Source organism: Alteromonas sp. AWM4_230, assembly GCF_056158305.1.
The window spans coordinates 4244258-4262163 of record NZ_JBSWTB010000001.1; the positions used below are offsets into that span (position 1 = coordinate 4244258).

Here is a 17906-nt window from a genome sequence, read left to right on the forward strand (position 1 = left end):
ATCTGCCTTTTGCACATCTTATGCATACGTTGATAAGCAGTATCAATTTCACAACATCATTTAAAACCCAGTCGGCGTTTTTAAATTGCTGATAAGGTATCAAGAGGCCATCGCGGTTTGGCTTGTGACGATAACGCCAAGGTTTCGCCTGCTTTTAGACGCTGCATTCCCGCATAGGCAATCATGGCACCATTATCAGTACAATACGCTAAGCTAGGGTAAAACACCTCACCTTTTAGCTCTTGCATCAGGGCTTTCATCTCACTGCGCAGCATTGTATTTGCACTTACGCCGCCAGCAATAACCAAACGCTTCATACCCGTCTGCTTCAATGCTCGCTTACATTTAATGATAAGCGTATCCACTACGGCTTCTTGAAACGCGTAGGCAATATTCGCTTTAATTTGCTCTGCATCATCACCGGTTAGGTCAGCATCGCGGATGGTGTTCGCTGCAAAGGTTTTAAGACCGCTAAAGCTGAAATCTAGCCCTGGTCTGTCGGTCATCGGGCGAGGAAACTTATAATGCCCCGCTTCTCCCTTTTCGGCCAATTTTGCTAAGAGAGGGCCGCCAGGATAATCAAGACCAAGTAACTTGGCGGTTTTATCAAAGGCTTCACCAGCGGCATCATCGATAGACTCGCCGAGTACTTCATACTGGCCAATGCCTTCTACTTTAACCAACATCGAGTGACCGCCCGACACTAATAGCGCAACAAAAGGAAATTCTGGCGCATCGTCTTCAAGCATAGGCGCTAATAAATGCCCTTCCATATGATGAACGCCCACAGCAGGTACATTCCACGCATAGGCCAATGAACGCCCTACTGACGAACCCACTAATAACGCCCCTACTAAACCTGGGCCTTGAGTAAAGGCAACGCCGTCGATATCTGATGGCTGGGTATTCGCATCTTCCATGGCTTTTTCAATTAAAGGAATGATCTTTCTTACGTGATCCCGTGAAGCAAGCTCGGGCACCACACCGCCATAATCAGCGTGTAGCTTTACTTGGCTGTATAGTTCGTGTGACAACAAGCCTTTTTCATCGTCATAAACGGCGATGCCAGTTTCGTCACAAGATGTTTCTATTCCTAAAATACGCATGGGGAGCAACCCTTTTACTACTAACTTCAATGCCTAGTTTCTGAATTTGCTGTCATCTTTTTATCACAACAAGTGTCCACACAATTGTTGTGAGTCAAGATAACTAAGCGAATACCAAAAACTGAGAAAATAATTCTGGCGATCTGTGGCGATCATCTTTATGATCCCGCCGCGATCATAACACTACCCTAGTCAGGATCGTTTGCTTTCTACTTTTGATCACAAAAATATATCAGAAGAAACATGAGCAAAAAGCATTCTGAAAAGGGCGCTTATACAAGCCGCGTTAAACAACACGGTGCTTAACGAGCGCAGAGTTTACCTTTTATCCTGCATTCATGGAATGCCAGTGAACAGGTAAATGAACGGTAAATGCACAATATTGGCTATTTTTTGGCAATTCATCCTTTACTTTCTCTGTAGATATGATTAGAATTTCGCACCATTTTTAACCCGGGTGGCCTTTTTAGCGCACAATTTTACCCGGATTTACACAGTAAAAGTTTTGAGGTGAGTGTTTAATGCCTATCGTTAAAGTTAGAGAAAACGAGCCGTTTGATGTGGCGCTGCGTCGTTTTAAGCGTTCTTGTGAAAAAGCAGGTGTTCTTTCTGAAGTTCGTCGTCGTGAATTCTTCGAAAAGCCAACTTGGGAACGCAAGCGCAAGAAAGCTGCCGCTAAGAAGCGTCATCTTAAGAAGCTAGCTCGTGAAAACGCACGTCGCGTAAAACTCTACTAATATAGGGTTAAGTAACGAGTCTGAAAGGTGTTGCAATTGCAGCACCTTTCGCGTTTCTGGGCCTCTATTTTTTTGGCCTTATTCTTAACGACTCCATTTTTTCCTTTTCAAATGGTTGCATTTGATTTTCAACCTGGGGCTTAATAAGCTCAATCTACTAATAAAAATCAGGAAACATCATGGCACTAATTGATGATTTAAAAGCAGCGCAAAAAGATGCGATGCGTGCAAAAGAAAAAGTACGTCTTGGTACTATTCGCATGGCTATGGCTGCCATTAAGCAAAAAGAAATCGATGAACAAATCACGCTAGACGATAGCGCAATCTTAGCGGTATTGACCAAAATGGTTAAACAGCGTCAAGACGCGGCAGCGCAATACGACGCAGCCAATCGCGAAGACCTAGCGAGCAAAGAGCGTGAAGAAATCACTTATATTGAAGATTTCTTGCCACAGCCTTTGACTGACGATGAACTCAATGCCCTTATCGACGAAACCATGGCTGCGACTGGCGCGTCGGGTATGCAAGACATGGGTAAAGTCATGGGCGCATTGAAGCCTAAAGTTCAAGGCCGCACCGACATGGGCGCTTTGAGTGCAAAAATTAAGGCGCGTTTGAACGCTTAAGTACTGCCCACGTGTAACAGTGAATCGCGCAGAAGGTGGGCATTGTCTCACCTTCGTTATTCTCATTTAACCACTTCCCTGTTACAGTACTTCACTGTTTTCATGATGTTGTAGCCTGTCGTTTAAAGCGCAGCTAAGACTATGCTTTTCTCTTTATTTTTGAACTCATTCTTTTTTAACTAACTCTTTTTTTTAACTAACTTTTGTTGAAAGTACCCTCATGGCTGGAAAGATACCTCGCGATTTTATAGATGACCTGCTGTCACGTACCGATGTGGTAGAAGTGGTAGATAGCCGAGTCAAACTCAAAAAAGCAGGTAAGAATTACCAGGCGTGCTGCCCTTTTCATAACGAAAAGTCACCCTCTTTTACTGTTAGTCAAGATAAGCAGTTCTATCACTGTTTCGGATGCGGCGCTCACGGTAATGCTATCTCATTTATTATGGAATTCGACCGCTTAGAATTTGTCGAGGCGATTGAAGAGCTAGCCCGTTATCACGGGCTTGAAGTACCTCGAGAAAAAGGCAGCCGGCCTGCCATGAGCGAAGAGAAAAAACAGCAACAGCAAGACGACTATGCAGTAATGGAACAAGTCACACGCTTTTTCCAGCATCAGTTGCGCCAAAACGGTAATAGTAAAAAAGCCATCGACTATTTAAAGAACCGTGGGCTCAGTGGTGATATCGTCAAGCAGTGGGAAATTGGCTATGCCCCTGACAGCTGGGACGCACTGCTAAATACCTTTGGTAAAGATCCCCAACGCATCAAGCAGTTGGTCGATTTAAAACTGGTCAATAAAAACGACCAAGGACGTACCTACGACTTCTTCCGCGACCGCATCATGTTTCCAATTAGGGATAAACGGGGTCGCGTGGTCGGCTTTGGCGGTCGAGTATTAGATGACGGCGGTCCTAAATACTTAAACTCACCAGAAACTCGCATTTTTCATAAAGGCAGCGAACTTTTTGGGTTTTATTCAGCGCGCCAGAACAATCGCACTTTAGATACGGTTGTCGTTGTTGAAGGCTACATGGATGTGGTGGCATTGAGTCAGTTCGACATTAATATTGCTACCGCTGCCTTGGGTACGGCTACCACACCTGAACACATTCAAATGCTGGTTCGCGCTACTTCGCACATTGTGTGCTGTTATGATGGTGACCGCGCTGGGCGTGAAGCTGCATGGCGCGCGCTAGAGAACGCCTTACCGGCGTTAAAAGACGGCGTGCGTATATCTTTTTTATTCTTACCCGATGGCGAAGACCCAGATACCATGGTGCGTCAGGTGGGCAAAGATACGTTTATGGAAATGCTCGATAGCGCGACGCCTTTGTCTCGTTTCTTTTTTGAGAACTTGCTAAAAACTCACAACGTGGGTACGCCAGAAGGTAAGATTGCCCTTAAAAAAGCGGCTATGCCACTGATTGAAAGCACCTTAGGTGATGACCAAAAGCAAATGTTGCTGGAAGAGTTAGCCAAGCACACTGGCGAGTTCGATAGGTTTAAACTTCAACAAGATATTACCAAAGCGAATCAAGGTTCAAAGCAAGCTTACTCCCCTAATCGCAACCAGGTAAACAAACCTAAACTATCGCCACTTCGCATGCTGATACGCTTACTGCTTGATAAGCCAGAGTTAGCCGCACATTGCGAAGATGTGCAGATAGATATATTCGCCGGTAGCAATGCTGCCGGTATGGATTTGTTGCGCGATATTCACAGCTATTGTGTCAATCACCCTCACGCAAAAACTGCGCAGCTTGTTGAAAATTTCCGCGACCATCCCCATTCTTCTACTATCGCGAAATTATTGTTGCAAGAACACTTAGTCAAAGATGAGGATGCTGAGCGTGTATATAACGACAGCTTCGCTCGCTTACTAGACGGGCATTTCGATAGCCGCATTGAAACCTTAATTTCACGCTCGCGGGTTCAACCGCTGACTCAAGCGGAAAAACAGGAATTGAACCTGCTTATGAGGGAAAGACAGAAGAGTTAACCCAGGGGAAAATGAACTTTGGGTTGGTCTGTTTTTGCGTAGTAAGCTTTACGTTTAGCTCGCCTTCGCCTTGCAGTTGTGCACTATGCAAGTAGTAAAGGCGGAAATGTAAAAAGCATTGACTAAAAAATCGGCCGTCAATCTGGTAAAACCACCGCTTATTCTGCTATACTGGCTAATTCGCTGCGGGCATGTTTGAACATGGTTCACACTTTTCATGTGAACAAAAATGCAGCAACACGAGTAGCAAAGATATAGCCGAACATAACGGGCAGAACCGAACCCGAGCAGATGTGCATCGTAAATATATTGGTTTACACCAGCGTGGCATCTAGCATTAACGGCCTTGATACAAATGCAGTACTACAGCAGAACAGGGAACATACTTAGGCGTATGTTGTCTTTTCTATTGCAAACTAATTGAATGTGAGAAGTGTAGGTTATATGGCGCAAAGCAAGCAGTCTCAGATTAAACTCCTGATTGCAAAAGGTAAAGAGCAAGGTTACTTAACCTTTGCAGAAGTAAACGACCACCTGCCGCAAGATATTGTCGATTCTGATCAAATCGAAGACATAATCCGCATGATTAATGACATGGGAATTCAAGTTTCTGAATCAGCTCCTGATGCAGATGAACTTCTCATGCAAGAAGCGAATGCTGATGAAGATGCTGCAGAAGCGGCAGCTCAAGCACTTGCTACTGTAGAAAGTGAAATTGGCCGTACGACTGACCCAGTTCGCATGTATATGCGTGAAATGGGTACCGTTGAACTTCTTACACGCGAAGGCGAAATTGAAATCGCTAAGCGTATTGAAGACGGTATTAACCAAGTACAGTGCTCGGTTGCTGAATATCCAGAAGCGATCACTTATCTGTTAGATCAGTGGGATTTATACGAAGCCGAAGAAATTCGCCTAAGTGACATTATCTCGGGCTTTGTTGATCCTAACGATGATCAAGATCTCGCGCCAACTGCAACGCACGTAGGCTCTGAGTTATCTGAAGAAGAGTTAGATGACGAAGATGGCGATGATGATGATGACGACGACGAAGATGAAGACGATAGCGGCGTAGACCCAGAGCTAGCGCGCGAACGTTTCGCAGAACTTCGTGAACAGTACATCAAAACTCGTGATGTTATCGAGAAGAAGGGTCGTTCACATGCTGATTCTCGTACACAAATCAACGCACTAAGCGACGTATTTAAAGAGTTCCGTCTAGTTCCTAAGCAATTTGATCGCATGGTTAAAAACATGCGTGCAATGATGGACAAAGTACGTATCCAAGAACGTCTTGTAATGAAGTTCTGTGTTGTTAATGCAAAAATGCCTAAGAAAGACTTTATTAAAGCTTTCGCGGGTAACGAAACGTCTACTGCATGGTTACACGAAGCAGTTAAATCAGGTGCGCCTTATGCAGCTGAACTTGCAGTTAACCAAGAAGAGATTGAGCGCTGCATTAGCAAGATGAATCAAGTTGAGCAAGAAACTGGCTTGGTTATCGCTGATATTAAAGATATTAACCGTCGCATGTCGATTGGTGAAGCGAAAGCGCGTCGTGCGAAAAAAGAGATGGTTGAAGCTAACCTTCGTCTTGTTATCTCAATTGCGAAGAAGTACACCAACCGCGGTCTTCAGTTCCTTGACCTTATCCAAGAAGGTAATATTGGTCTGATGAAGGCGGTAGATAAGTTCGAATATCGTCGTGGTTATAAGTTCTCAACTTACGCTACATGGTGGATTCGTCAGGCGATTACTCGTTCAATTGCTGACCAGGCGCGTACTATCCGTATTCCTGTGCACATGATTGAGACGATTAACAAGCTAAACCGTATCTCTCGTCAAATGCTTCAGGAGATGGGACGTGAACCTACACCTGAAGAATTGTCAGAGCGCATGCTAATGCCTGAAGACAAGATTCGTAAGGTACTTAAGATTGCTAAAGAGCCAATCTCGATGGAAACACCTATCGGCGATGATGAAGATTCACATCTTGGCGACTTTATCGAGGACAGCACTATTATTCAGCCCCTCGATTCAGCAACTGGCGGTAGCTTAAAAGGCGCAACACAAGAAGTACTAGCAGGCCTAACGGCTCGAGAAGCGAAAGTACTACGTATGCGTTTCGGTATCGACATGAATACCGACCACACGCTTGAAGAAGTAGGTAAGCAGTTTGACGTTACCCGTGAGCGTATTCGTCAGATTGAAGCTAAAGCACTTCGCAAACTTCGCCACCCTAGTCGTTCTGAGCAGCTACGCAGCTTCTTAGACGAATAGAAAAGCATTGCTTTGTTTATAAATCCCCGGCCTTGGCTGGGGATTTTTTTGTCTTAACTTCCCGAAGTTCTCTCCATAAAAAGCTGCACCTCGTTGTTTCAATATTTTGCTGCACACATAAAAAAGCCCCCGTCAGGAGGCTTTCAATACGCTTTAGAAAGGTTAGTTAGAGCTTACACTCTAAACTGCTTAGCGATTGATTCAAGGTGCTGCGCAAGGTCAGCAAGCTCATTACACATAGTCCCAAGTTCGCCTGAACGGCTTGCAGTTTGCTCTGTTCGCTCATGAATTTCATCCACGTGACGTACAATATCGACCGCAACGGTGCGCTGGTCTTCCGTATTGTGAGCAATCTGTTCATTCATTTGGTTGATGCGACCGATAGTACTGGTAATGGTCTCTAAGCTGCTGCCCGCTTTATTGGCGGTTTCAACGCTATTTGTGGCTTGTTCGGTACCACGCGCCATTACTTCAACTGCTGAATGCGCTGCGCTTTGAAGCTGCTCTATTGTGCTTTGAATCTCTTCTGTAGATTGCTGCGTGCGCGACGCTAGCGTTCTAACTTCGTCAGCGACTACTGCAAAGCCTCGCCCTTGCTCACCGGCCCTTGCAGCCTCGATAGCCGCGTTAAGTGCAAGCAGGTTGGTTTGTTCCGCTATGCCCTTGATTACATCTAGCACTGAACCGACTTTGTTTGAGTCAGATTCTAAGCGCCCAATAACATCAGCTGTCTCACGTACGTTTTCAGCAAGCTGCTGAATGCTAGTTACGGTTTGCTGCACAATTTGACGACCTTCGCTCGCCGCTGTGGTAGCTTCATTGGCATCGCTTGCCGCTTGCGCTGCACTGTGTGCAACACCATCTACAGAGCCGCTCATGGTATCTACTGCACTCTTAGCATTAGTTGCAGACTTTTGCTGTACATCAATGGTACGCTGAGTTTCTTCTGTAACGCCGCGTAGGTTTTGCGCTAAGTTCGATAGCGGTAAACTCGCCTCAACCACATCACGCACTACGCCTTGTAGCTTATCCATAAATTGATTGAACCAGTAAACCAGCTCACCAATTTCGTCTTCACTTTTCGTATCAATACGTACCGTTAGGTCGCCATTTTCTTGCGCAATATCTTTAAGAGAGCGAACAACATCATCAATACTCTGCTTTATACCGCGAACAATAGGTACTGCGGTTGCAAACAATAAAATGGTTACAACAATAGCTAAAATAACGCCCGTACTAATAAGCGATGTATTTGCGCTATCTGTGTTTTCAAAGGCTTTCTCGAATGCAGCTTGCTGTGCATCACGAAATTGTGACATAGCGGCAATAGCCCCATCGTAAGACTGATTCATTTGAGCAGACAGTTCACCTAGGCGACTAAAGTCAGCTGTGCCGTCTACCATGGATTGTGAAACTTCGTAGGCGACGTCAAAGTATTCGTCGAAACCTGAGGATATACGCGAGATATCTGAACGAAACTCCGGGCTGATATTCGCGATTTGATTAAGCCCTTTCTTCGCTTCTTCTGCCAATTCTTGCGCCACAGTAAGGGTATCTTGATCACCTGTTGTTACTGCACTTGCTAGGGTGTCACGCACTTTTTGCATGTCGACCAGTGTCGATGCCGATAGCTGTAATGCTGGGAACTGAACTTTCTGTACTTTTTCTAGCGTTGCGCCATTATTGAGCGCGGTGTAGATAGTGATAAGCAAATAAATAATAAAACTTAGCGCTGCGATCCCCGGTATAAGGAAGATCTTAGTCGCAATTGGCATTTTCTTTAGAAAGTTCATCAACTATCCCACTATTTTTTATGATCGTGCAACTGCCTTTCACTTAACTTTTCAAAAAGCGCTGCACTTTGTTTGGTCTACCTAATTTATCTACCTATTAGTAAAAAACTTTAACGAAATTATGGCCTCGCACAAGTACAAGGCCATAGATAGGTAGTTAGAACGTATAATTTACGCCAACTTTAAGTAGTGTTGCATCATTCAGATCATTTAGGTCGTCTGAGTACCAAGTTACATCGGTTTTAAGTGCGAAGCCTGGCTCCACGTCGTAGCGTAGGCCCACAGTAACTGCCGATACATCTAGCTCTTGTTGAGCTGCAATGCCAGCAGCACCTTGATAGATAGAAGCCCAAGTCGCATCAGTAACCGCGTCTCCAGTAGAGATAGTTGATGGAAGTGCTGCTACATGGCCAAGCTGATTAGCGTTATCCGCTTCTTCTACTTCATATGTGATGTGCGGCGTAAACTTACCGAAGCGCATGCCTGCAGTTACGTACCACGCTTTATTGTCAGCGATAACAGAACCATCAACTTCTGTCTGAGTAAATTCTGCACCTACAAACCAATCATATTTGTCGATATCAACCGCTACTTCAAAGAAGGTTCCCGTGTCGTCATTAACGCTGAAACCTTCAGCTGAAGTGGCTGCAGTTGGAATAACCGCGCCAAACGCAGACATGCCATCTATAAACGTATCAAAATCTTCGTTTGCAGCGCTAGTCGAACCACGTGCAAATAATGTACGAGCACTGAACCAGTCACGCGTTGCTTCAAAAGAAACAGCCACTACATTCTTTAATTCTAGCGCCGCAGGCGTACCTGAAATCGTCGTGTCAGCCTCTACACGACCCATGGTAAGCTGAGCGCCATACTCCCAATCACCAGAGTAATTCATATAGTCAATACGTACGCCATCGATGTTGTTAAAGTCGATACCGTAAACAGCGTCAGGTGGCGTTAGCCAGTGATAAGAATAACCAATATCAAGTGATGCAGAATATTTGAAAAGAGGCATACGTAGGCGACCGGCACTGATGTTGACGTTGTTGTTCAACATGTAAGTCATGTAAGCCCACTCGAAATCTGCGTCGTAGTCTTCACTTCCGCGGCCAACTAGCTGCGCAGTTGCAGAAAGTTTATCGCTAACGTCACCGCGAACCTGTAGACCAAAGACGCTGGCTGGGTCGAAGTTAAAATCACTGTCGTAGCCGTATACTGACTCGTCATCATCTAGCGTCATTCCGCCAATAAGGTTTGCAAAGCCGTTAATTTGAATGTCGGCAAGTGCTGGAGTAGCTAAAAGGCCAGCAATAGATAAGATAGCTAATTTGGTTTTCATGCGTGTTCCTTAAATTCTTTGTATTAACGGTAGGTTAGAAGGTAGCGACAACACGTACGCTATCGTTTACCGCGCCAGCGTCGACATAGCCAATAGCGCCTGGGTTGCTTGCAACTGCAGATATAACGTCTGCGTCACTACCTAACGCTTCAGGAGGTTGACCTTTACCCGTAAAAACAAGTTTTGACCAAAACGCAGTAAGTTGAGCTGCAGTTTTGTTTAAGACCTTGCCGTTGAATTCGTCTGTAGCAGATTGACCTTCAGCTAACGCAACAGGCTCTGCTTTTGTACCGCTAGGGAATGCTTTGGCCTTGTTTAAGAAAAGACGGCTTATACTATCTTTATCTAGTGAATCGCCATTGCTAGGATGCACGATGACTGCTACATCAGCAATCGCCACGTTACAGCACAGTCCGGCTGCAAGTATCCATTTTTTCATCATATGTCCTCTGGAGTCTTTTTGGATGCTAGCCCATCGCTCTTCACTTTCTTTGAAGGCGCTAAAAACGACATTTGCGTGTTAGAGCGATATGAAGCAAACAGGTGCTTGTGTGTCCAAACATTTACAACGAGATAAGTATTGGTCACAAACGCAATATTCGCCACTTTGAGCTTTAAATATTTATCTTATATAAATTAATAGCTTATATAAGTACTTGGGAATGGCGCGCAGTGTAGTGAAAGTAGAAAGTTAAACAACTATACGATTGTCTAATACATACCGTTAGCGCTTATAAGTATCAATAAAAAAACTAAATGCATAGCAAAAAAACTTAACTAGCCTATATATATCAGCCACTTAAAAAAGTTAAGCATTGTGATGGAAGTGATAGAAACTCATATTAGAGTATGAAAGAAGATACCTGAACTTTTGAACCCGCCCAACTGGCATTGGCGCGGGCCCAAGAGTAAACAATAGTCTATAAGCGAATACCTATGACTCACCTTTCTTGTAAGGAATCGTTTTTTCCAGCGCTTCGATTTCGTTGGTTCGCTGCATTGGAGAGCCTGTTTTCCTTGCAAGCCAGCTATACGCTGTAGGAACAACATAAAGGGTCATAAATGCTGAAACAAGCACACCTGAGAAGATAACCATACCGATTACCATCCGGCTTTCAGCGCCAGGTCCTGATGCAAGCACCAAAGGTAAAGAGCTAAACACGGTGGTAAACCCTGTCATTACGATAGGGCGCAAACGCTGTGCGGCAGCACGCTTAAGTGCGAGTTCAAACTCCATACCTGCATCACGAAGTTGATTAGCGAACTCTACTATTAAGATGCCATTTTTTGCGGCAAGCCCGATAAGCATAACCAAACCAATTTGGCTGTAGATATTAATCGTCATGTCACTAAAAAACAGCCCGATGTATGCCCCAACGAGAGCTAAGGGCACGGTAAGCATTATAACTAAAGGGTGCACCCAGCTTTCAAACTGCGCGGCCAATATTAAGTAAGTGACCGCAAGCGCTAGCATAAAGACATAAACAAAAGAGTTGCCTGCTTCTTGATAAAGCTGTGACTCACCTTTGTAATCGATAGATACGTTATCGGGCAGTTCAGTAGCCACAATATTTTCTAAGTAGGAAAGTGCCTCACCTAGTGTATAACCATCTGCTAAGTTAGCCGATATAGTAACGGCCCGCATTCTGTTATAGCGGTTTAGTCTTGCCGAGGTAGCCTGCTCTTCAAAGGTGAGTAAGTTGTCCATAGGGATAAGCTCACCGGTACGAGATGACCTCACGTATAAATTTTCAATACTGTTAGGGCTTCTAAAGTCTTCTTCTATGCCTTCCATAATAACGTCGTACTCTTCACCTCTATCGAGGAAAGTAGACACCCTACGCTGACCAAGCATGACCTCTAACGTGCCGCCAATATCGCTAATTGATACGCCAAGGTCAGCCGCTCTGTCCCGATTTATTTTGACCAACAGCTGTGGTGACGTTTCCTTATAATCGGAGTCTAGGCGAATTAATCCCGGGTTTTGCGCTGCTTTTTGTAACACTATGTCGCGCCACTCTACAAGGTTCTCATAGGTATCACCTTGTAAGACGAACTGAACAGGACGCCCTAGCCCACCTCCTGATATCCCGCTTCGCATGATCGCAAACGCGCGAACATCAGGTACGCTGTTAAGCTTGCCGCTGATTTCATCCATTAGTGAAAATGTACTGAAATCACGCTCATCCCAATCTGCAGAACCGACGATTGCTATCCCCGCGTTTCCGCCGAAACCCGGTGTTCTCACCAAAAGACGATTAATTTTACCGCTCTCGCGATAGGGCATTAATATGCTTTCTATTTGCTCTAAATTTCTTGCGTTACTTTCAAAGCTCGCCCCTTCTTGAGCGTTCATTAAGATGAAAAAGTTACCTCTATCTTCTTTAGGAACGAACTCACTAGGTACTTTCTCTGAAAGTTGGACTAACGCAACAACCGCAATAATAAGCATGATCAGCATAAGGAAAGGTTGGTGTAAGGTTTTACCCAACGTATTGAAGTAACTGCTTTCAAGCTTTGAAAACCGCTTATCCATCCAGCTTCCGAAGCCTGATGAACGAGGGCGTTTTTTAAGTATTTTTGACGCCATCATGGGCGACAAAGTAAGCGCGGTAAAGCTTGAAAATGCCACTGCTGCAGCAATGGCCAACGCAAACTCGGTGAAAAGTCTGCCTATATTGCCTTCAAGGAAAACCAAAGGAACGAACACAGAAATAAGTACCAGAGTAGTGGCAATTACGGCGAATCCGACCTCTTTGGCACCGCGATAGGCAGCCAAAATAGGCGGTTCTCCCATCTCAATGCGCCGATATATGTTCTCAAGTACAACAATAGCATCGTCTACCACTAGGCCAATCGCTAATACCATAGCAAGCAGAGTTAGCAGGTTTATTGAAAAGCCCAGCGCATACATCACAATAAAAGCAGCAATAATAGAAACAGGTACGGTAACCGCAGGAATTAGCGTGGCGCGAATATTACCTAGGAAAAGGTATATTACGATCACTACCATGAGCATAGCGATCCCCAAGGTCTCATACACCTCAACAATTGATGCCTCAATGAAAACTGATGAGTCGTAACTTGGCACAATAAAAATGTTATCTGGAAGGGTCGCTTCTATTTTTTCAATCTGCGCTTTCGCTGCGCGGGCTACTTCGAGAGTATTGGCTTTAGACTGCTTGATAATGCCTAGGCCTATCATATTGACGCCATCACCCCGAAACTCTGTCTCGTCATCTTCGGCGGTTAGCTCAACGTGGGCTATTTCGCCTAGACGCACCAGATAGCCGTTATCCCCTACTGCAACGGTTAGCGCTGCAAAATCATCCGGCGTTAGAAACGTTCGCGCTACCCGTACTTCAAAGTCACGATCTTTACTTTCTACTTCACCAGCAGGCAACTCTACGTTTTCGGCGCGGATCACTTGCTCTACATCGCTAACTGTTATGCCTCTAGCCGCCATAGCATTGCGGTCTAAAAACACTTTCATGGCGTAACGTCTTCCACCACCAATTTGAATTCTAGCCACACCGTCCACAATGGATAGCCTGTCAACCAGCACACGTTCTGCGTAGTCGGTCAACTCCATAGTATTGAGGTTGGTGCTTCGTAAGTTGTACCACACCACGGCACTTTCATCTGAGTTCGCTTTAGATACTTCAGGGGGATCGGCTTGATCGGGCAAGTTATTTAACGCGCGACTGACGCGCTCGCGCACATCGTTAGCTGCCGCATCAATGTCTCGAGAAAGTTTAAACTCGATTGTGATGTCTGAACGACCATTGCGAGATGTAGAGGTAACATTCTTTATGCCTTCAATACCCGAAATTCTGTCTTCAAGAAGCTGGGTAATTCGGGTCTCGACTATGTTTGCCGAAGCCCCTGTGTAGTTTGTATTAACCGAGACAATGGGTGGGTCGATGTCGGGGTATTCCCGTAAACTCAACATGGAGAACGCGACAATACCAAAGATAATCAACAGTAAATTGAGTACGGTTGCAAAAACCGGGCGCTTTACAGAAACGTCTGACAATAGCATAACTGTATACTCCCTAGCGGTTTAATACATTAACCGGAGATTGGTCACGTACGCGAAGTGTACCTTCGGTTATTACTTCATCTCCTTCACTTAAACCGCTGACAATCTGCACTTGTCCTGGCCGACGCTCACCAATTTTTACCTCAGTTTGATGTGCGACATTATCTTTAACCACATAAACAAACTGTTTGTCTTGCACTGGCACCAGTGCCTTTTCTGGCAAGACTAAAGCGCTAAGTACACGTTTTTCTACCACAACGGTTAGCAGCATACCCGGGCGTAGACGACTGTCTTGGTTATCAATAGTTGCGCGCACGCGAATGGAGCGACTAATGGGGTCCAAGCGCGTATCAATATTGGTAATTTTTCCTGTAAACTCTTCTCCAGGGTAAGCAACTGACGACGCACTTACGAATTGCCCTTTAGCCAGGCTAGCCAGGTGGTTTTCAGCGATACTAAAATCAACTTTGATTTGGCTAATATCATCTAACGTGGTGATAGAGTCGCCTGGCTGAATTAGTGAACCGATACTGATCTCTCGGTTGCCTAGCAACCCATTAAATGGAGCGCGTATTTGAAGGTCGTTAAGCTGAGCTAACGCGACATCTAACTGGGCTTGTAATGCTTTCACTCGAGCTTGCTGCTCATCGAGAAGCTGTTCAGAAGTAGCATTTGACTGACGTAAGTCGGCTATGCGGGTAAACTGACGCTTAGCCTCGTCAATGTTCGCTTTTAGCTCTTCTACCCTAGCACGCTCTTCAGTGTTATTAAGCTGCACCAAAAGCTCGCCTTCTACGACTTTATCGCCATCATCGAAATTTATCGTTTTTACCGTATCGGTAACTTGAGCGGTGATATTTACAGACTCGTTAGCAGTAGCTGTGCCGAGCGACTCGATAGTGATAGGAAATGCCTGTGACGAAACAACTGCTGTTTTTACTGGTGTGGCTCTAGCGCCAGCGCTTGCTTTACTTTCTTCCTGTGGCATATTTAAATATGCAACAACACCTGCAAGCAACAGCACGCCAAGTACTAAGGGCGATAACGAGAATCGAGAAGACATAACCTTTCCTATTGGTAAAATAGCATTGCGCTGAGCGTGAACTTTTTTAAAAACTCATTGAATGCTTCAGTACACAAAGTTCGCTTTATTTAAGCGCAAACTTTCCCAAACATTTTTTTGTGTACCGCGTTATTATTGTTAGTTGTGTTATTTTTATTTTTGCGTAGAGTCTGCTTGATAATATTGATTACTTTTAAAGCAATCGCAAACACCCGCTAGAGTATTTTACCCAAATCAATGGTCATCTTATTTCGCTTATCAGCTATATTCGCTGTTTTAACGCTTTTCGCATGTTCACCGTCAACGCCTAGTTCCCCAATGTGCCGTGTTTCTGATGCACTGTTATCTAAGTATGTTCACGATGAAGTAAACGCTCAAGGTTCCCCCGTTGGCGCGGCCTGTTTGATAAAAACTGAGGGCAAAGTGTTGCTGGTAAAGCACCGCCTGTCTGGCAAATTAGACTTCCCCGGCGGAGGGATAGTCGAAGGTGAATCACTTGCCTGCACAGCCCATAGAGAAACGTGGGAAGAAACAGGTTTTAACGTTGAAGTAAAAGAATATCTATCGACGACAGCTAATGGCTTAGTCATATTTGGCTGTCATGTAGATGCAGGAATTGAAAAGTTTCCTAACACTTTCGATGCACCACCGTGGGCAAAATTAGAAGTTGTCAGGCTCGTTAAGGCAGACCCATTTATGCTCGACCATGATGCGTTGCGTTATGCTGATGATCTTATTCCCTTGCGCGATGGCTACACCCAATTCGTTATAAAGCAGCACTGACAAAGCATTGTTCAATGTGTCGGGGATTGGTAAATTGTCCCAACTGAATAAACAGGAGAAGTGGCTTGTTTTCACTGCCAACATTAAGCCTAAAAGGCAAAGTATCTGAACTAGAATGGCAAACCCGTGTTGATTTAGCGGCGTGCTATCGGTTAGTTGCCGATATGCGATGGGGCGATCTTATCTATACCCACATTTCCGCCAAGGTACCGGGCACAGACCATTATCTTGTTAATGCCTTTGGGCTTACCTTCGATGAAGTTACGGCTTCTAACTTGGTAAAAGTCGACTTAGACGGCAATATACTTGACGACACACCCTATGGAATTAACCCGGCCGGATTCACTATTCACAGTGCCATTCACGAAGTGCGCCACGACGCCCAGTGCGTCATCCACCTACATACATTAGCTACCATCTCTGTGGCTTCGGTGAAAGGCGGATTGAAGCCGTGGAGTCAGTATTCAATGTTTTCGCTTCCTTCGCTTTCTTATCACAGCTATGAAGGCTTGGCCGTAGACGATAGCGAAAAGAAGCGTTTGCAAGACGATCTTGGTGATACGAATCATATGCTTTTGCCTAACCATGGCGGTTTAACCCTTGGCCCAACTGTTGGCGACGCCTTTATGCGCTTTTACGATTTACAGCGTGCGTGCGAAATTCAGCTTGCATTAATGCAATCTAACGAATCAGTTATCGAAATACCGCAAAGCATTATTGATGGTATATATGCTCAGGCAAATGTTGTTCACAGCGGCGAGACTGGCGGTCAAAAAGCATGGCCTGCTATGTTGCGCAAAGCCTATAAATTAGATCCAAGTTTTTGCGAATAATTAAGCCTATTTAGCTAAACGCCAACTCATTTTTAAACAGGAATTGTTTTAACACATGAAAGTCACCAAAGTAGAAATTTTTGATATCGAATGCCCTAAACGCCCCCAGTGGAACCCTGTTTTTGTGCGTGTTTATACCGATGAAGGCATTACTGGCGTAGGTGAAGCAGGGCTTGCTTATGACTGGGGTCACAGCGCCGCAGCGCATATGATTAAGGAAATTGCCGAAGCCATGCTAATTGGCTTTAACCCTTTCCACACTGAGCTGCTTTGGTCGAGAATGCTGCGCGAAGGCTTTTGGGGACTAGGCGGCGGCCCGGTAATTTATGCCGCAATGAGCGCCATTGATACCGCGCTTTGGGATATTAAAGGCAAAGCACTTGGCTTACCTGTTTACGAACTACTTGGTGGTAAAACAAATGGCAAGCTCCGCAGCTATGCCAGCCAGCTACAGTTTGACTGGGATAAAGAAGTCACCAAACTTAATGACCCAGCAGATTATGCTCGCGCTACTGAAAAAGCCCTGAAAGACGGTTACGACGCCGTGAAAGTTGATCCCATCGTTTACGATAAAGATGGCAACACTCACTTTGACAGAACTAAGCTGTTTACTAAGCCCGAGCTTAAACTTTTCAAAGCTCGCCTTCAGGCAATTAGAGACACCATGGGCGAAGATGGCGACATTATCTTTGAATGTCACAGCTTGTTAGGTGCATCAACGGCCATTCAGCTCGGCGATATCGTAGAAGAAATTGGCTGCTTGTATTATGAAGAGCCGGTTAATTACCTTAACTCTAAACTTCACGACAAAGTGGCGAAGAACGTCAACGTGCCGATTGCGGGCGGTGAACGCTTGTATCACCGCTGGGACGTACGCCCGTACCTTGAAGACCAGTCTCTTGATGTACTTCAACCTGACGTTGGCCTTTGCGGTGGATTCACAGAAGCGAAAAAGGTATGCGACTATGCCGACATTTACGACGTTCGCATTCAGGCTCACGTTTGCGGCGGCCCAGTTGCTACGGCGGCAAGTCTGCATCTAGAAACGGCTATTCCAAACTTTTTAATTCACGAGCATCACACCTATGCCATCAAAGACTGGAACCGTGAGCTTTGTATTCAAGACCCTCAGCCAGTTAACGGCTTTATAGAAGCGCCCGACACGCCTGGAATCGGTATTGACCTAAACGATGAGGTGGTTTACCGCTCGCCACATATGACGGTAACGGAACTTAAATAGCAAAGTGACATACAGGCACACTGGTAAGCCTGCACGGTCCCTACGCAAAGCACCTGTGTAAGGTA

The 17906-nt window shown here is 45.1% G+C and carries 13 protein-coding genes; 7 read left to right on the top strand and 6 right to left on the bottom strand.

Features of this window, described 5'->3' with window-relative positions; translation table 11 throughout:
• Positions 1 to 80: 80 nt before the first annotated feature.
• A complete protein-coding gene (tsaD, locus tag ACXACS_RS18260; RefSeq protein WP_474809330.1) occupies positions 81 to 1106 on the bottom strand; it encodes a tRNA (adenosine(37)-N6)-threonylcarbamoyltransferase complex transferase subunit TsaD in 1026 nt (341 codons plus the stop codon).
• Positions 1107 to 1627: 521 nt separating this feature from the next.
• Here tsaD and rpsU point away from each other — a divergent pair.
• The 4 genes from rpsU to rpoD all read left to right on the top strand — a co-directional run bounded on the left by rpsU (position 1628) and on the right by rpoD (position 6748).
• Positions 1628 to 1843, top strand: coding sequence for a 30S ribosomal protein S21 (gene rpsU, locus ACXACS_RS18265; protein WP_012517258.1), 216 nt, complete (start codon positions 1628 to 1630; stop codon positions 1841 to 1843).
• A gap of 179 nt (positions 1844 to 2022) precedes the next feature.
• A complete protein-coding gene (locus tag ACXACS_RS18270; RefSeq protein WP_118490272.1) occupies positions 2023 to 2469 on the top strand; it encodes a GatB/YqeY domain-containing protein in 447 nt (148 codons plus the stop codon).
• 220 nt (positions 2470 to 2689) lie between these two features.
• A complete protein-coding gene (gene dnaG, locus ACXACS_RS18275; RefSeq protein WP_474808713.1) occupies positions 2690 to 4468 on the top strand; it encodes a DNA primase in 1779 nt (592 codons plus the stop codon).
• Positions 4469 to 4912: 444 nt separating this feature from the next.
• Entirely contained in the window at positions 4913 to 6748 is a 1836-nt protein-coding gene (gene rpoD / locus ACXACS_RS18280; RefSeq protein ID WP_474808715.1) for an RNA polymerase sigma factor RpoD, read from the top strand.
• 173 nt (positions 6749 to 6921) lie between these two features.
• Here rpoD and ACXACS_RS18285 read toward each other — a convergent pair whose 3' ends face one another.
• The 5 genes from ACXACS_RS18285 to ACXACS_RS18305 all read right to left on the bottom strand — a co-directional run bounded on the left by ACXACS_RS18285 (position 6922) and on the right by ACXACS_RS18305 (position 14985).
• Complete coding sequence (locus ACXACS_RS18285) at positions 6922 to 8541, bottom strand: methyl-accepting chemotaxis protein (protein ID WP_474808717.1); 1620 nt, start codon at positions 8539 to 8541, stop codon at positions 6922 to 6924.
• 157 nt (positions 8542 to 8698) lie between these two features.
• The gene (locus ACXACS_RS18290) at positions 8699 to 9880 is read right to left on the bottom strand and encodes a topoisomerase IV (protein ID WP_474808719.1); all 1182 of its coding nucleotides are present in this window, start codon (positions 9878 to 9880) and stop codon (positions 8699 to 8701) included.
• Positions 9881 to 9914: 34 nt separating this feature from the next.
• On the bottom strand, positions 9915 to 10319 hold the full coding sequence (locus tag ACXACS_RS18295) for a type 2 periplasmic-binding domain-containing protein (RefSeq protein ID WP_474808720.1): 405 nt from the start codon (positions 10317 to 10319) through the stop codon (positions 9915 to 9917).
• A 495-nt stretch (positions 10320 to 10814) separates the two neighbouring features.
• A complete protein-coding gene (locus tag ACXACS_RS18300) occupies positions 10815 to 13922 on the bottom strand; it encodes an efflux RND transporter permease subunit (protein ID WP_474808722.1) in 3108 nt (1035 codons plus the stop codon).
• A gap of 13 nt (positions 13923 to 13935) precedes the next feature.
• Positions 13936 to 14985: an efflux RND transporter periplasmic adaptor subunit gene (locus ACXACS_RS18305; RefSeq protein ID WP_474808723.1), complete on the bottom strand. Its 1050-nt coding sequence runs from the start codon at positions 14983 to 14985 to the stop codon at positions 13936 to 13938.
• Between the two features lie 318 nt (positions 14986 to 15303).
• Here ACXACS_RS18305 and ACXACS_RS18310 point away from each other — a divergent pair, with 318 nt between their 5' ends.
• The 3 genes from ACXACS_RS18310 (at position 15304) to ACXACS_RS18320 (ending at position 17841) form a co-directional block, all read left to right on the top strand.
• Positions 15304 to 15768, top strand: coding sequence for an NUDIX hydrolase (locus tag ACXACS_RS18310; protein WP_474808725.1), 465 nt, complete (start codon positions 15304 to 15306; stop codon positions 15766 to 15768).
• A 65-nt stretch (positions 15769 to 15833) separates the two neighbouring features.
• Positions 15834 to 16601: a class II aldolase/adducin family protein gene (locus ACXACS_RS18315; RefSeq protein WP_474808727.1), complete on the top strand. Its 768-nt coding sequence runs from the start codon at positions 15834 to 15836 to the stop codon at positions 16599 to 16601.
• Between the two features lie 55 nt (positions 16602 to 16656).
• On the top strand, positions 16657 to 17841 hold the full coding sequence (locus tag ACXACS_RS18320; RefSeq protein WP_179982367.1) for a mandelate racemase/muconate lactonizing enzyme family protein: 1185 nt from the start codon (positions 16657 to 16659) through the stop codon (positions 17839 to 17841).
• Positions 17842 to 17906: the final 65 nt, after the last annotated feature.

Bases quoted from the DNA above. Each gene is read 5' to 3' on its own strand.
- tsaD (WP_474809330.1), bottom strand. From the start codon at position 1,106: ATGCGTATTTTAGGAATAGAAACATCTTGTGACGAAACTGGCATCGCC.
- rpsU (WP_012517258.1), top strand. From the start codon at position 1,628: ATGCCTATCGTTAAAGTTAGAGAAAACGAGCCGTTTGATGTGGCGCTG.
- ACXACS_RS18270 (WP_118490272.1), top strand. From the start codon at position 2,023: ATGGCACTAATTGATGATTTAAAAGCAGCGCAAAAAGATGCGATGCGT.
- dnaG (WP_474808713.1), top strand. From the start codon at position 2,690: ATGGCTGGAAAGATACCTCGCGATTTTATAGATGACCTGCTGTCACGT.
- rpoD (WP_474808715.1), top strand. From the start codon at position 4,913: ATGGCGCAAAGCAAGCAGTCTCAGATTAAACTCCTGATTGCAAAAGGT.
- ACXACS_RS18285 (WP_474808717.1), bottom strand. From the start codon at position 8,541: ATGAACTTTCTAAAGAAAATGCCAATTGCGACTAAGATCTTCCTTATA.
- ACXACS_RS18290 (WP_474808719.1), bottom strand. From the start codon at position 9,880: ATGAAAACCAAATTAGCTATCTTATCTATTGCTGGCCTTTTAGCTACT.
- ACXACS_RS18295 (WP_474808720.1), bottom strand. From the start codon at position 10,319: ATGAAAAAATGGATACTTGCAGCCGGACTGTGCTGTAACGTGGCGATT.
- ACXACS_RS18300 (WP_474808722.1), bottom strand. From the start codon at position 13,922: ATGCTATTGTCAGACGTTTCTGTAAAGCGCCCGGTTTTTGCAACCGTA.
- ACXACS_RS18305 (WP_474808723.1), bottom strand. From the start codon at position 14,985: ATGTCTTCTCGATTCTCGTTATCGCCCTTAGTACTTGGCGTGCTGTTG.
- ACXACS_RS18310 (WP_474808725.1), top strand. From the start codon at position 15,304: ATGTGCCGTGTTTCTGATGCACTGTTATCTAAGTATGTTCACGATGAA.
- ACXACS_RS18320 (WP_179982367.1), top strand. From the start codon at position 16,657: ATGAAAGTCACCAAAGTAGAAATTTTTGATATCGAATGCCCTAAACGC.